The sequence below is a fragment of the Anabaena azotica FACHB-119 genome (assembly GCF_014697625.1).
Lineage (GTDB): Bacteria > Cyanobacteriota > Cyanobacteriia > Cyanobacteriales > Nostocaceae > Trichormus > Trichormus azoticus_A.
Map to the genome: position 1 here is coordinate 143,760 of NZ_JACJSG010000002.1, position 15,095 is coordinate 158,854.

18 protein-coding genes are annotated in these 15,095 nt (G+C 41.5%); 3 read left to right on the forward strand and 15 right to left on the reverse strand.

Going from position 1 to position 15,095, the window contains the following annotated elements:
* Positions 1-72: 72 nt before the first annotated feature.
* A complete protein-coding gene (locus tag H6G83_RS01955) occupies positions 73-666 on the reverse strand; it encodes a Uma2 family endonuclease (RefSeq protein WP_190466142.1) in 594 nt (197 codons plus the stop codon).
* Positions 667-813: 147 nt separating this feature from the next.
* Between H6G83_RS01955 and H6G83_RS01960 the strand changes: the two genes are divergently transcribed.
* The 3 genes from H6G83_RS01960 to H6G83_RS01970 all read left to right on the forward strand — a co-directional run bounded on the left by H6G83_RS01960 (position 814) and on the right by H6G83_RS01970 (position 2,944).
* The gene (locus H6G83_RS01960; RefSeq protein WP_190466145.1) at positions 814-1,467 is read left to right on the forward strand and encodes an HD domain-containing protein; all 654 of its coding nucleotides are present in this window, start codon (positions 814-816) and stop codon (positions 1,465-1,467) included.
* Positions 1,468-1,554: 87 nt separating this feature from the next.
* Complete coding sequence (locus H6G83_RS01965; RefSeq protein WP_190466148.1) at positions 1,555-2,082, forward strand: hypothetical protein; 528 nt, start codon at positions 1,555-1,557, stop codon at positions 2,080-2,082.
* A gap of 49 nt (positions 2,083-2,131) precedes the next feature.
* Positions 2,132-2,944 carry a class I SAM-dependent methyltransferase gene (locus H6G83_RS01970; protein WP_190466151.1) on the forward strand — a complete coding sequence of 271 codons (813 nt, stop codon included), beginning with the start codon at positions 2,132-2,134 and terminating at the stop codon, positions 2,942-2,944.
* Positions 2,945-3,123: 179 nt separating this feature from the next.
* Here H6G83_RS01970 and H6G83_RS01975 read toward each other — a convergent pair whose 3' ends face one another.
* The 14 genes from H6G83_RS01975 to H6G83_RS02040 form a co-directional block, all read right to left on the reverse strand.
* Positions 3,124-3,972, reverse strand: a complete 849-nt coding sequence (locus H6G83_RS01975) for a DUF4394 domain-containing protein (RefSeq protein ID WP_190466154.1) — start codon at positions 3,970-3,972, stop codon at positions 3,124-3,126.
* Positions 3,973-4,365: 393 nt separating this feature from the next.
* Complete coding sequence (locus H6G83_RS01980; RefSeq protein ID WP_190466156.1) at positions 4,366-4,518, reverse strand: hypothetical protein; 153 nt, start codon at positions 4,516-4,518, stop codon at positions 4,366-4,368.
* A gap of 258 nt (positions 4,519-4,776) precedes the next feature.
* Positions 4,777-5,538, reverse strand: coding sequence for a phycobilisome rod-core linker polypeptide (locus tag H6G83_RS01985; RefSeq protein ID WP_190466159.1), 762 nt, complete (start codon positions 5,536-5,538; stop codon positions 4,777-4,779).
* 114 nt (positions 5,539-5,652) lie between these two features.
* Positions 5,653-6,363, reverse strand: coding sequence for a phycobilisome rod-core linker polypeptide (locus H6G83_RS01990; protein ID WP_190466162.1), 711 nt, complete (start codon positions 6,361-6,363; stop codon positions 5,653-5,655).
* A gap of 38 nt (positions 6,364-6,401) precedes the next feature.
* Entirely contained in the window at positions 6,402-7,145 is a 744-nt protein-coding gene (locus H6G83_RS01995; RefSeq protein ID WP_190466164.1) for a phycobilisome rod-core linker polypeptide, read from the reverse strand.
* A gap of 62 nt (positions 7,146-7,207) precedes the next feature.
* Entirely contained in the window at positions 7,208-8,047 is an 840-nt protein-coding gene (locus tag H6G83_RS02000; RefSeq protein WP_190466167.1) for a phycobilisome rod-core linker polypeptide, read from the reverse strand.
* A 37-nt stretch (positions 8,048-8,084) separates the two neighbouring features.
* The gene (locus H6G83_RS02005; protein WP_190466170.1) at positions 8,085-8,687 is read right to left on the reverse strand and encodes a HEAT repeat domain-containing protein; all 603 of its coding nucleotides are present in this window, start codon (positions 8,685-8,687) and stop codon (positions 8,085-8,087) included.
* An 87-nt stretch (positions 8,688-8,774) separates the two neighbouring features.
* The gene (locus H6G83_RS02010; RefSeq protein WP_190466172.1) at positions 8,775-9,602 is read right to left on the reverse strand and encodes a HEAT repeat domain-containing protein; all 828 of its coding nucleotides are present in this window, start codon (positions 9,600-9,602) and stop codon (positions 8,775-8,777) included.
* Positions 9,603-9,612: 10 nt separating this feature from the next.
* Complete coding sequence (locus tag H6G83_RS02015; protein WP_190466175.1) at positions 9,613-9,858, reverse strand: phycobilisome linker polypeptide; 246 nt, start codon at positions 9,856-9,858, stop codon at positions 9,613-9,615.
* An 83-nt stretch (positions 9,859-9,941) separates the two neighbouring features.
* On the reverse strand, positions 9,942-10,802 hold the full coding sequence (locus H6G83_RS02020) for a phycobilisome linker polypeptide (protein ID WP_190466178.1): 861 nt from the start codon (positions 10,800-10,802) through the stop codon (positions 9,942-9,944).
* 137 nt (positions 10,803-10,939) lie between these two features.
* Positions 10,940-11,431: a phycocyanin subunit alpha gene (gene cpcA, locus H6G83_RS02025; RefSeq protein ID WP_190466180.1), complete on the reverse strand. Its 492-nt coding sequence runs from the start codon at positions 11,429-11,431 to the stop codon at positions 10,940-10,942.
* 81 nt (positions 11,432-11,512) lie between these two features.
* A complete protein-coding gene (locus H6G83_RS02030) occupies positions 11,513-12,034 on the reverse strand; it encodes a phycocyanin subunit beta (RefSeq protein ID WP_190466182.1) in 522 nt (173 codons plus the stop codon).
* 586 nt (positions 12,035-12,620) lie between these two features.
* Positions 12,621-13,559: an RluA family pseudouridine synthase gene (locus tag H6G83_RS02035; RefSeq protein ID WP_190466185.1), complete on the reverse strand. Its 939-nt coding sequence runs from the start codon at positions 13,557-13,559 to the stop codon at positions 12,621-12,623.
* 82 nt (positions 13,560-13,641) lie between these two features.
* Positions 13,642-14,379, reverse strand: coding sequence for a Uma2 family endonuclease (locus tag H6G83_RS02040; protein WP_190466477.1), 738 nt, complete (start codon positions 14,377-14,379; stop codon positions 13,642-13,644).
* Positions 14,380-15,095 lie beyond the last annotated feature (716 nt).

A 15,095-nucleotide genomic window follows, 5' to 3' on the forward strand; every position in this document is an offset into this window, starting at 1 on the left:
ATCGCATCTCTTCATTTATCTAGGTCGAGTGCAACAGCTTTTAATATTTCATAATTATAAAATCAAAAATCATTATTCCTCATCACCACTTTCGTTAAAACTAACTTGCTCATAAAGCTCAAGTAATGAAACTTGTAAACTAACCGTCTGAACTGATAAATTAGCAGACTCACCTTCTAATTCCGTAAATAACCATTGACCAGTTGCAGTTTTCACATATTGCATCACCCGATATTCATATTGGTCAATTAAAATATATTCTTGAAATTCTGGGATTGAGCGATAGTAAAGAAACTTATCTCCTTGGTCATAATTATTTGTTGATTTCGATAAAACTTCCACTATTAACGATGGGTTCATCACAGTAGTCGTATTCGTTTCCGTATAAGCTGGCTCACCCTGAATTAACATCACATCAGGATAAGTGTACTGTCGATAACGGGGTATCCATAAACGCACATCAGCAATATATATTTCATATTTTTGACCACGCAAGGCAGATTTTAAAGCAAAGGCAAAATTAAAAGCAATCTTATTATGATTAGTAGTACCACCAGTCATAGGGATAATTTCTCCATCACGATATTCACTTTTAAACTCAGCTTTTTTTTCTAGTTCTAAATATTCTTCAGGGGTATATAAGCGCTTTTGGGTTGCTACTTGCATAACAGATACTACCTATAATTTTGCTGCAAAAGAGTTAACTGTTTAAGAACTTTCCAGTCTTGCTTGTACTAATTATCATATTAACGTGAATTATATTAAACTCTTCCCAGCCCCTGTATGCGTCCGCAAGATGTAAACTTAAGCAATATGCTGACAAACAAAATTACATATCTCTTATTTAATCGTTGGCAAAACACACTCCAACCCTTTGAAATTAACCCTTCAAAGCTTGAGGCAACCTTTGTCAAATTAGTTGAAGCATACTCTGCTTTTGGTCGCCACTACCATACAATCCAACATATTGATTATGTCCTGAATACAGTTCAACTCTTGCAAACATATACTCAAAATTTAGCTGCGGTAAAACTTGCAGCTTGGTTTCATGATGTAGTGTATAACACTCAAGCTCAAGATAATGAAGAAAAAAGTGCTGACTATGCTGGTGAGGTACTTTATAGTTTGGGTATTCCTACCAGTTGTATAACCAATGTGCAGCGTCTCATCCTCAATACCAAACACCACTTAGCAGATAATATTGATAGTCAGGTATTACTAGATGCAGATTTGGCGATTTTAGCTGCTAACGCTGTTGATTATCAAGAATATGCCCATGCTATCCGTAAAGAATATGCTTGGGTATCAGAAAGTGATTATATTAAGGGACGGACAAAAGTTCTAGAAAATTTTTTGCAGAGACAGCGTATATATTTCACGCCGCTAATGTATGAGAAGTCAGAACAAGCAGCCAGAGACAATATGCAAGCTGAAATTGAACAATTAATCATGTTCATCAGATATTAGATACGTGAACTACCTACATCGCCAAAATATATTTAGCCCGGACGCACTCAAAACCATCATGACGCGCATTGCCGTTGGAGAAACCCTATGACAGCTATCTTTCCAGATGTAGTAAAATTTTTATATATCGACCCAAAAGAAGTAGAAGCCTATTTAGTCGGGCATGGTTGGCAGCAACAGCAGTGTCAAGGTGATAAAGCCTCCATTTGGACTTTAGATGGTTTTGAAATTTTACTGCCCCTCAAACCAGAAATTATTGACTTTTCTCGTCGCATGACGGAAGTTATTGAAACTCTTGCGTTAGCAGAAACCAGATCCCAATTAGAAATTCTGGGTGACTTAATTACGAATATATCCAATATCACCATTCAAGCAGTCGTTACACACATTGCCACACCAAATGTAGATCATCTCAGTGGCAATATTACTCTCCTGGGCATTGTCGTTAATAAACTGCGTCCCATCCACACCCAATTAGCTGACCGTGACTATATTCTGGCACTAAAGGCTTATCAAGAACGCCTACCAGTTTACTGCACGGGTGACTTAATTAAAGAGAACGGTAATTTCATACTAAAAAATTCTCACAATTTTCGCCTGGATGACGCTGAATAATATTAGTGGCTAGTAGAAATGATGGGTTGCTTATTTGTAGGATGATTTAATGGATAATCAACAGTACGAGCAAACTTATAAGCAAGAAGTAATCAACTTTTTCAACAGTAGAACCAGTTATGACAATGATTATACAATTAGTCGCGCTCTGCCTTTATTAGACCTAATTCCCCTACAAAGTGGACAACAAGTATTGGACTTGGCGACTGGTACAGGTATTATGGCGATCGCATCTGCTGAAATCGTTGGTTCTACTGGCAAAGTCATCGCTGTAGACTTTTCTTCAGGAATGCTTGCTCAAGCACAGCAAAAGATTAATACATTAGGTCTGCAAAACATCGAATTAATTGCAGCAGATGCCGAGTATATTGAATTTGAAGATGAAAGTTTTGATATTATTCTTTGTTCTACAGCTATAGTTTATTTTCGAGATATTCCTGCTGCTTTAGGTAAATGGTATCGGTTTCTCAAACAAGGTGGAATAGTGGGGTTTTCTTGCTGTTCTGAAGAGTCATGTGATACCCCAACTGTTATTAGCGCTTGTGCCAAGAATGGTATTTCACTTAGTAATATTAATGAGCCGACTGGTACTATCGGAAAGTGCCATAAGCTAATAAAAACTGCTGGTTTTGAAAATATTGAAGTAAAAACTCAACAATTTGGTTTCTACCGCAGCCTTGAGCAAGCTAAAGCATGGAATGGCGGATGGTTCCACCCTAGAGAAAATCCCTTATTAAATCTGTCATCAGCACAGATAGAAAAATTAAAAGCAGAATATCGTCGAGAAGTTGAGGCGAAAGCGACAGAACAAGGCGTTTGGTACGAACATTTAATTTTTTTTGTTACTGGTCGCAAAAATTAAATCAGTTATCAGTCAGCCAGAGCGTATAGTGGGGGATAAAGAAGCGCTCCCTACGCCTTCCACCAATTGTTGTGGTGTTTCACCAACCTATTTAAGTACGGGCGGGTTTAACGAACATATGTGTTTTTAACATGAATTACTCAATGAACCCGCCCCTACAACTGATAACTGATAACTGTTTACTGAGATGTGACAGCTAAACCAATGAACGTACCTTCAGGTACATTAGCAATGGCAGTTGCAGCACCAGTAGATAGATTAATACTGTAAAGAACTGAACCAGACAGTGCATAGGCACTATTGTTACCTTGTGCATCTGTGAAAATATCGAATCCGCTTGTAGGTGCAAAGTTAACACCAAGCTTGCCAATTGTTCTGAGAACGCCATTATTTGGTGGGTTTTGCAATACTAATACATCAAGATCGTAGTCAATATTATAAAGTTGAGTTGTAGTCGCTCCAGCAACCGAATTGATGTAAGCGGCAGAGCTAATATTTGGGTTAACCCCAGCGTTGATATCATCGCTGGCGTAAGCTAAAGGTTGATCGACAGTAACTGCACCAGTGTCTACATTGGTACGGAAATTTTGGTCATTGCTACCTACTATCCGTAAGCGGTCTGGTACAGGATTAAAGTCAAACCCTGATTGAAACCCGCCATCGAAGCTGCTAGATAGTTTGCTCACAAACGTAGCCTGACCAGTTGTATAGTTAATTGTGTATAGATTGTCAGTATCTGTAACACCGTAGAGTAGACCGTTAGCTGGGCGGAAATCAATGCCTTGTAAGTTACCGTCAATTCCTTTAACTGAAATTACTTGAGCATATCCACTGGGAGCTATATTTACAAGAGTATTCTTTGAAGTTAATCCAATGAATCTTAAACCAGGCCATTTGCCTGTAACATTGATTTGAAGAATATCAGTTATTGTCGTAATGAGTCCAGCTAAACTCTGATTGCTACTTAGGCTCAGGCTTGCAGCAACTATAGTAAATGTAAGGGAAATTTTAGCGAGCAGGCTTTTCATTCTCTCTGTACTCCAAAATTAGTTTTTGCAATTTTGATTCAGCCAAAAATAACTCTTTAGCAACAGAGTTATTCCTTAAAACCTATTGATGGCGAAAGATAAGTTTGAAGGAGGCTTAATTTAGGGTCTATAAGAAGTTATCAATGCTTGAGCAAATATCAATAATATTTGCTAGATAAAAGGTAAGCATTTATCTACATAGTTAAATTGCTCACTTTACTTTACATATTCTTTGATTAGACAAACTAATTAGGTCTAAAAGCTAGACTTAATCTTTCTTAATATTTCAGATTTTTGATAAAAAAGCAAGGAAATTTAAGACATTTAAGACAACTAATAAAAATATTTCATAAATTGACTAATTTTTTGATCAGTTCATTTATATCTAAAAAACTATTTACGGCTTTTGACTTCACCCCAGTCTGATCCTGCTTCTCGATAATACCCATGTCCTGAAGTAGAGCGATCGCCAACACCATTAGACCTCTTGCAAAAGTCGTTCTTAGCGTTCTTTTCTTTGCGTTTTTGCGCCTTTGCGTGAGACAAAAAAAGATTTATGCAAGAAGTCTATTGAATTCTAATAGTAAGCGCCTAAATCTTTAATGAACCACATTAAAGTCCTTAAACTGTTCACCTAATGCAATGAGTTTCTTTTTAGCCTTGTCCCCTGCAATAGCCTAAAAAGCTACTGGGTCTAGCTTTCACCCAATGTAACGCCTAGATAACAGAAAAACTATCATCTTTTCGTCACATCAACGCAAAAACTAGACCCAGTATTAAAGTCAGACCGTCAGATATTCAATCTTAACGTCTGCCACGGTATGGCACTGCATTGAGATAATCGATATCAAAAGCAGAGATTTTTTGTGCGTAGTTACCTTGGGTATTAACTGACGCAGCCAAGTCTGCAAACTTGCGAGGATCGCCTTCGCGGAGTTGTTTTTCTTGGTATTTGCGGCTGTAGAATTTGTCCAAGGTGAAGCGCCAGTCGGTTTGGACTGTACCTGCTTTTTCTTGGAAGTCTTCGCCGTAGCGAGGAGTTACCAAGTTGTGGGGACGACCTTCCATGCGCTTGCGTTGGTAGGGTACGATGTTTTCGCCAAAGCTTTGGGTGTACTCTTCGCTGTCGATGAGTGCATCAACAAAACCGCTAAAACCTTTAGTTCCGATCACAATAGACCAAGCGATTTCTTCTTCTTTATTGTAAGCAGAACGACCCAACAGGCGTTTGAGGGCGATGTCAACTAGACGGTAATTGTTGTTAACGGAAACAACTAGGCGGTAGAAGGCTTCAGATTTAGCTAAACCGCGAATGAAGTCGCGTACAGAAATAGAGCCGTTTTTCAGCTGAGATTCTAAAGTTTTTTGGCGGTTGAACTTGAGAATTTCATGTTCGCTGAAAACTTGGCGGTAAGCTGCCCAAATGATGTTTTGAATATCAGTAAAGGAACTGACATCTTCGATGCGATAGATGTATGGTGTATCTTCGTTTTGGTCAGCTAGACCGAAGCTTTTTACCCGGTGATTTTGAGAGCTTGGTTTATATGAAAGTAATGGCAGTGCCATGCTGAGTATTCCCCTTATTAACAAGTTAAACAGCTAGCTGTTGCAATTGAAAGAGGTTTGATTTCTCAAAACCCTCCTTCATGCTTTACTTATTTTCCCGTATTAGGTTAGTCGCTAGAGCTGATATCCCAACCAATTTAGGATAAATAGGAAAGTTAATCCTGCGCTGAAGACCAGCAATACAGCTAATATTGCCATGCCATCATAATTAGGATTGGACTTTCTGTACCAGTTGGTAGCATAACCGCCTGGTCTAAGGATACCAGCGCGATCGCGGTAATCAGCACCATAACGGGGTGTAAAGCTGAATGGTCTGTCTGTGGTCAAGCGTTTGCGTTGGTAGGGTACGGTGTAATCACCAAAGGCTTGCTGATATTCATCGCTGTCAAGCAAAGCATCAACAAAGCCTCCCCAACCTTTGCTAGCAATAACAATTGACCAAGCAATTTTTTCGTCTTCGTTATAGGGAGAGCGTCCCAATAGCCGCTTGAGACACATTTCTACCAGGCGATAGTTGTTATTTGGTGTCACAACTAGCTGATAAAAGCGCTCTGATTTGGCTAAACCGCGTATAAAATCCTTAACCGTGATTGACCGATTTTTGAGTTGGGTTTCTAAACCAATTTGTCTATTGAACTTGAGAATTTCTTGTTCGTTGAAAACTTGGCGATATGCAGCCCAAATCATTTCTTCCATTTCACTGGGAGAATTGGCATTTTCCAGACGGTAGATGTAAGGGGTATCCTCATTAATATCAGCCGTCCCAAAACTCAGCACTCGTTGATTTTGAGTTGTGGGTTTGTACTCCAATAAAGGTAATGCCATTGTGAAAATCTCCGGTTACAAAGAAGTTGGTCGGCAACTTACCGCACGGGAAAATTAGCGCTAGGACTTACGGAAAGGGGAATCCCTTGGGGTGTGTCATTCCGAGTGGTGTCGGGAATTTGGATATTGGCAGTGCTGACTGGTGTAAAGGTGACTGTTTTAATTTCTATAGATTTAGCTAATTCCAAGAAATTCTTGACAGCCCCTGGTTTGTAGCGCTCATCTTCCAATTTATCGCGCCAGTAGTTGCCGTAGCGTGGGGTGACTAGATTGAAGGGTCTATCTTTATAGCGTCGGCGTTGGTAGGGGACTATGTTCTCACCAAAGTTGCTCTGATATTCTTCAGAATCTAACAGAACATCTACAAAGCCATCCCAGCCAAGGGTCGCTATCTTGATTGACCAAGCAATTTCTTCATCCTTATTATAAGGCGCACGACCCAAAAGGCGTTTCAGTGCTATTTCCACAAGGCGGTAGTTAGAGTTACTCTTGATGACTAATGTCTTAAAAGCGTCTGACTTAGCTATACCCCGGATGAAATCGCGGACGCTGATAGCCCGGTTTTTCAGTTGGGATTCTAAATTGGTCTGGCGGAAGAATTGTAAAATGACGTGTTCGCTAAATACTTGCCGATAAGCAGCCCAAATTAATTCTTTGAGTTCGCTATCGTAAGCAGCATCTTCGATGCGGTAGATTCTGGGGGTATCTTCGTTAGGAACTTCGTACCCAGGAACACGCTGATTTTGAGAACTAGGTTTATATTCTAGTAAGGGTATTGCCATAAGCTTGGTTATTTATTAGTTGACAGTTGACAGTTGACAGTTGACAGTTAACTGTCATCGCCTCAAGTGGTCTTGTTACCAGGAATGTAACGATATGGCAGGGACACAGCTACGGGTTTAACTGTGACTTCGGGGGTGGTAACTTCGCGACTGGTGTCGGGAATTTTTATATCTTTGATTTGGGAAGTGACGGAAGCGATGGTGCGCTGATAGTTCCGTTCTGGGGTGATGATTGAGCCTGCTAATGCCATGAAGTTGGCGGGGATAGCGCGGCGGATATCTTCTTTGGTGAGAGTACCAGAGGTGCGGACGTTGTAGAAGGAACGTCCACCCAAGGCGTTGAGGGTTTGGCGATCGCGCCAATATGCGTTATACCGTGGGTTAACTAAATTAAATGGTCTATCTTTAAACCGACGGCGTTGATAGGGTACGATGTCATCGCCAAAGTTTTCTTGATATTCATCGCTGTCTAATAAGGCATCGATAAAACCATGTAATCCTTTAGTACCAATGACAATAGACCAAGCGATTTCTTCGTCTCGGTTATAAGCCGCGCGTCCCAAGAACCGTTTTAAGATGAGGTCAACTAAACGGTAGTTGGAGTTCAGATCAGCTACCTGAGTGCGGAAAACTTCTGATTTGCCCAATCCCCGAATAAAGTCGCGGACGCTAATTGCCCGGTTCCGCAGTTGGGATTCCAAAAAGCGTTGACGATTGCTTTTGATAATCAGGTGTTCGCTGAAAATTTGCCGATATCCAGCCCAAATAATGGCATCAACATCAGCATCATCAATAGCAGTCGATAGGCGATAAATAGTTGGGGTATCTTCGTTAGGAACTTCGTAGCCTTCTACACGTTGGTTTTGTGAAGATGGCGTATATTCCAGCAGAGGTATTGACATTTTTACTTTTACCTTTTCTTATGAAATTCAATTCCCGCTATTGACTTTGAGCCAATAGTATGCGGGCGCGGACTGACCTTTCCGGCTCACTGTCCAGCATTTCTTGGAATCTGTTATGGATGGGCTGTTGTAAATCTGGTATTTTAGCTAAACCTTGCAGACCAACGATCGCCGCATAACGAATCGACCATTCTGGGTCTTGAGAAACAAACACCAGTGTTTCCCACGCCCTTTTAAGTGCTATTTGATGCTCAGCAAACTCTAACTTATGCCAGTGTAAGTTTCCCAATCCTTTAGCTGCTGCCCTGCGGACGCTGGGAGCAAAGTCTATTGCAGCAGCATCGATTAATACATCTAAAGCACGGGGGTCAGCGATCGCCGCGAGAGTGCGAATCGAATAAGCCCGTGCGCCATAGTTGTAATCATCTATTTGCGTGAGTAACTGCGGAACTGCTACTTCTCCCATTTCTACTAAAGCAGTAGAAGCGATCGCTGCTGCTGTTGGGTTGTTATAACCGAACACAGCAATTAAGGTAGAAATCGCCGCCTCATCTTTGGCTGTTGCCAAATTTTTTACTGCTGTTACCAGTTTCTCTGGTGTATCTGCCAGAGTAACGCCAAGAATTAGTTGATTTGTCATTAGTCATTAGTCATTAGTCATTAGTCATTAGTCAACAGTCAACAGTCAATTACTATGGACTATGGACTATGGACTATGGACTACTGACTACAGTAGTGAATCCATGAGGTTCATAACCCGGATGGCTGAGTCAGATATTGAGAGGGCGTTGGGTTCTGGTATCTGATACTCTAGCAATCCTTTGAGGGCAATGAGTTTAAAGCTGTTTTCGGCTTTGGCTTTGGCGATCGCTTCTGCTGCTGCCAAGTATCCAATCGCACCTAAATCCCCCAAGGCAACACGGCGTAGGTTCAGGTCGTTACCATCCAACACTTTCACCAGTAGCTCTCCATATACTGGTTCTTGTGTGAGTTGGTACATTGCCCTAGCTGCGGCGCATTGCACTCGTGGGACTGGATGTTCTAGAAATGGCTGAATCAGAGGGATAGCTTCGGTAGCACCAATAGCCCCTAAAGCTTCTAACACTGCTTCGTAAGGCTGGACTAGATGTGGTCGTCCTGGTTCTTGCACGGCCTGGGCGACTCCTCCATCTAATAATTTAATTAGTGCTGGTGCGGCTGTTTGATCTCTGAGCATTTCTAGAGATTGGGCAGCAGCTTCACGAACGTAAAAATCTTCACATTCCAGGCACTTAATTAAACTTGGTACAGCTTGGCGATCGCCTAATTTTCCCAAAGCTCTGGCTGCGTTGCGTCGCAGAGGATAACCACCAAGTTCGGTTCTGTCGGCTTCATCTTCTAACGCTGCAATTAAGCCTTCAACAGCAGCAATGTCTTTTACCCGATACTTACCTAACCACCAAGCAGCATAATAGCGGAGACTTAAATCTGATGATTGCAGATTAGCTATGGCTAGTTCTGGCGTTAGCTGTGGCGCGTTCTCTGGCGCAAATTCTGCCTCACTCGGTTCTATCATTGCCCAGGCGTTATTCTGCCTCTGAGGAGGTTAATGGCTCAATTTTCACGATTTTGCCGCCCAAGCGGGTAATGCGTTGGTATTCTTCATTCATCCGGCTGTATGGCACTGTGAGAAACACGCTACCACTATTACGGATGTTGTATTTGTTTTTGTCGGTTTCTGAACTCTGACGCAAGCCTACGACTTCGTAACGAAATACTCGACTAGCAGACGAAGAAACGCTTCCAGACCCAAGAGTGGTTTGACCGAACATTACTTCTTATCTCCTGTTGTTGTTAGTTGACAGTTAACGGTTAAAAGTTAACCGCTAACCATTTACAACTGACAAAAATCCCCTCACGCCGAGGTGACGCTCACGATTTTGCCACCTTGCTTGTGAATTTGCTGGATCTTGTCAGAGAGCCGCTCGTAAGGTACTATGAATACCGTGCTACTCCGGCGAATACTTGGGTAGCCAGGGCCACGGATTCCGGTCACTTCCAGCCGATAGACGCGATCGCCTTCCCCAACGGCATTACCTAAAGCTTTTTTAGGCGCGACATCTGCTGAAGCCCGGAAACCCCAACTATCATTACTTCCAGATGGGCCGACAATTGTAGAAGCTTTGTTGCTAGCCAATTCCTGGGCTAACCGAGACCTAGTACCTTCTACTTGAGCGCGATCGCTGTTAGCATAACCACGGTATAAACGGAATAACCGGTTAAAACCTACAGTTTTTTGTCCAGGTTGCGTCTCAAAACCACGATAGTAAGGAACGATATTATCACCGAAATTATTTTGATACTCCAGAGAATCGATATAGGAGTCTATTTCGGCATCGTAACCTTTCTCTTGATACAGGTCTAAGTGGTAAATCACCTCAGACTCATCGTAAGGAGCGCGACCCAACAAATGTTTATAGTTGAGTTCGATTAGCCGAGTTTGGAAGCTATTGTAGAAAAATTTCTTTTTGTAGAGTTCTGATTTAGCAACGCTACGCACAAACTCCCGTACAGTCAGATTTCCATCTCTTAATAGAGACTCTGCACTGACGAGGCGTTCTGATGCCAGTATGTAGTCATTGCCCAAAACGTGCCGATAAACAGCGCGAATTACTAATTCTACTTCCTCTCTGCTAGCCTTGGGGCGTAATTCCACTCTAGGTGCGTCGCTAAAAGGCTCTGTTCCCAGCCTAGATGCTGCTGCTGTAATTGCCATTTTAAGTTTCCCCTATTTTTTGCCGAGTGCTAAGTTCTAGCCTCTAACCTCTAGATAAAACTATGCCCGGAACGAGATTCAACTGCTAGGTGAAAACTACATCCAGCACTTGCACCCCTTTCCGGGCAGAAAGCTATCTAGCTGAGAGCGTTGATAGCGTAATCGATGTAGGTGTTAGCTTCGTTAGCTGCTTGACCGCTCAAACCGTGGTTAGCTTTGATATGCTTGAGAGCTTCAACATACCAGCTAGGAGACAAGTCAAAGGAGCTGTTGATTTCAGCCAAACCTGCAATTAGGTATTCATCCAATGGGCCAGTACCACCAGCTACTAAGCTGTAGGTGATGATCCGTAGGTAGTGACCAACGTCACGAGCGCACTTGGATTTACCACGGCTATCAGAAGCAAACTGAGGTCCGGGGGTTTGGGTGGTGTAAGGGAATTTTTGGTAAACAGCTTGGGTTGCACCGTCAATCAAGCGTTGAGCGTTGGAGGTTAAACCACGAGCAGCTTCTAAGCTAGCAGCAGCACGCTGATAACGACCGTTAACAGCTTGTAATTCGGTGTTGCCTAAGAAACGGCCTTGGGTATCAGCAGCAGCAATAGCTTCGGTAATGGGGGTCTTAACCATGATGTAAAATTCTCCTTGGAAACTTCGTAGTCTTGTACCTGTTTACCTAAAATTAGGTATAGGGGGCTGTTTCAGTTGCAATTAAGCAACAGCAGCAGCAGCGCGATCAAAGTAGCTAGCTACTTCAGAGATCAATTGGCTGCAATCGCCTTTGGTGATACCGTTGGGGTCATTAGCAATGCCGATAGCAGCATCTTTCATTTTTTGAACGCCAACAGCTACGGAAGAACCAGGAGTTCCCAAAGCTTGGTATGTTTCGCGCAAGCCGTTTAGGCAGCGATCATCTAAAACGCTTGCATCACCAGCGAGGATAGCGTAGGTGACGTAACGCAAGATGATTTCCATGTCGCGGAGACAAGCAGCCATGCGACGGTTGGTGTAAGCGTTACCACCAGGAGCGATCAACTGGGGTTGTTCTTCAAACAACGCACGAGCAGCGTTGGTAACGATCGCATTAGCGTTGCTGGTGATGCGGTTAACAACGTCCAAGCGTTTGTTACCTTCTTTCACAACATTTGCCAAAGCGTCAATTTGTTCGTTGCTCAGAAACTCGCCTCTGGAGTCAGCTTGAGAAACCACCTTGGTAAATACGTCTAATGTCATGGACTTATATCTCCTAATTACTTAGTTGAGAGATGTCTGGTTTAAAATTGGCTATGTTTTATTCTGGGAACAGGTTGTCAACAGACTAGGGATCAAACTACTTCTCATGTAGTCTCAAAATTCTCTGCCATTTCCAGCAGCAGAAAAATGAGAAGCTGGGGTGAATTATGAGAAGTTGGCAAACTTTATGAATTGATTACCTTGTTTAACTTTCGTCTGTTCTCTAACCCCTTCAGCTTATGTTTATACAATGCTATAGATCCGATTTTTGTTACAAATTGTGAATAAATAAGTTGCAGCTATAAGAACCACCTCAAATCCTTTACATACAAGGGCTGCAACCCTTATTTCTAGCTCATTTTCTTTACAAAACTTTGTAAAGTTGTAACGTATAAGGAAAAAAATCTGATTTTATAATTTTTTAAGATTCCAAGAAAGTCATAGCTGATAGACCTTACAAGTTTTATTATGGTTTTTTTTTGACTAGATATTTTATAAATAAATATAAACTTAATTTTTCTACATATTTCCAAATTGCCTGTTTGCCGAGGAAAAAACTAGGCAAAACTGAGGCAAAAATTAAGTTTTAATAAGAAATTGCCCCTCTCTTGCGAAGTATATCTAAAAGAGTATTGAATGTTTGCGGTAATTGTGCTGTGACTTCAATCGCATCTCCAGAAATAGGATGCTGCACCTTTAATTTCCAGGCGTGTAAGGCTTGTCCAGGTAAATTTACCCCCACAGAACGACCAGAACCATAAACGGGATCGCCGATAATCGGATGACCAATTTTGGCGCTATGCACACGAATTTGATGAGTGCGTCCTGTCTCTAGTTGAAAGTGGATTAAGGTGTAATTTCCTAAACGCTCTTTGACAAGCCAATGAGTGATAGCCGACCTTCCCCCCTTGTCAACAGGGACAATAGCCATTTTTTTCCGATCTTGAGGATGACGACCAATAGGTAAATCTATCGTTCCACTTTCAGTTTTTGGCGCACCATAAACCACACCTAAGTATTCTCGCCTTGCAGTTTTAGCTTGGAGTTGTGCTTGGAGGTGTTGATAGGCGATGTCAGTTTTAGCGATCGCGATCGCCCCCGTTGTATCTTTGTCTAAACGATGGACAATTCCAGGTCTTTGCACACCACCAATACCTGGGAGGTTAGGACAATGTGCTAACAAAGCATTTACCAAAGTCCCATTAGGGTGTCCGGGTGCTGGGTGAACCACTAAACCAGCCGGCTTGTTAAGTATCAGTAACTGGTCATCCTCGTAGAGAATATCTAGGGGGATATCCTGTGGTGTTAATTCTAGAGGTTGCGCTTCGGGAATTTCTAAAGTGATGCGATCGCCAACTTTCAGATTTATCTTTTTAGAAGTACAAATTTTACCGTTAACTTGGACTTTACCCTGTTCGATTAACTGCTGAATTCGAGAACGGGATAAATCTGGTAATTCTTCTGCAAGGTAGCGGTCAATACGTGCGCTGTCTTCTTCCACTTGTAAATAAAATTCGTTTAACATTAGGTACTGGGGATTGGGTATTGAGGACTGGGGAGCAGAGGAAGAAATTCTTACTCAGCACTTTTTACTCCCCACTCAGCTTTTATAATTCGTCTGGGTTAATTCCCTTCGCTTGTAGTAAAGCACGAAGTGCTTCTAATTGGTTTTCGGCTTGTTCAGCACGTTGGCGTTCTTGTTCAGCACGTTGGCGTTCTTGTTCAGCACGTTGGCGTTCTTGTTCAGCTTGAGTTTGTGCTTCTTCTTTTTGTTGCGCCAGTTCTAAATATGTCAAGAATTTTTGACCATCTGGACGATAAATTTGCAGTTCACGATCTGATAATTCAAAGCGGATACCAAGACGAGGGCTGATCCAACCAGTCATTTGCGGAATTTCTGCTAATTCATCATGAGAACGTAACCAACCACCTAACTCTAACTTCTCTGGGTCGTATAAATAATATTCTTCCACCCCATAGTGTTCGTAAAACTTGTATTTTGTAATCATCTCTTTCACACTATTGCTAGGGGAAAGAATTTCAAACACTACTTGCGGCGGAATGTTATCTTCTCGCCATTGAAGATAAGAACCTCTATCGCCTTTTGGTCTACCAAACACCACCATTACATCAGGCGCACGGCTGGTAACGTTATCACCTTCAACGGGATACCATAGTAAGTCGCCTGCAACGAATACGTTGGGGTCATTGGCAAATAATAAATCTAGATTTTTTTTAATTAATACAATCAACTCAAACTGCTTGGTATTGTCCGCCATTAGCTGTCCGTCGCTTTCTGGGTAGATGATGCCTGTTGGGGTGGAAGATGGTAATTGTGTAACCATTGCGGTAATTCCCGTTTCACAAGTGGCATTGTTAATTTTAACGAATTGAGTCATGCTGCAAGCCAGTTAACCATTACCATCTTTTCTTATTTACCGTTAACAGTTAACAGTCAACTGTCAACAAACCTCATAAGTAACTATGCAATTTAAAAGTGTCATAGGTGAAAAATTAGTTTCTACTGTACAGTTTTTAGCTTTCAGGAGAACTAAGGACTGAATAAGTCGCCAATGAGATTGAGACTTAAATCCTTGTTCACATTTCCTTTAAGCATTAGTCATAAAGTTTATATATTATTTTTATTTGCTTAAATAAATTAGAGTAACCTAGCTTTTAGTAAGCCATTACTTGCCTATCTACCATCAAGAAAAAACAGAAATCTTAATCACGAAAATCTGCTATTGACATTTTGCAAGTAATGGTTATGAAAAATCCAGCAAATGGCATCTGAAAATTATCAAACTTAGGTAGCTCATAACTTATCGCTTACTTAGTAAGTAAAAGCACTGTGTTTTTGCTATGTAGCAATATTAAACCTTGATATATCTTCTTCTGAGTCTATTCAGCAAAAACACAGAGATACTTTTGCTACTGATGGGTTTGAGCCAATATCTCTAATTGGAGTATTTAAGGTACTGTTAGATTAGTCAAGTTAGTGAAAGATACAGAAATCAATCTGATTTTTGGAATATTGTTTCCTAGTAATCAGTTGAGAGAT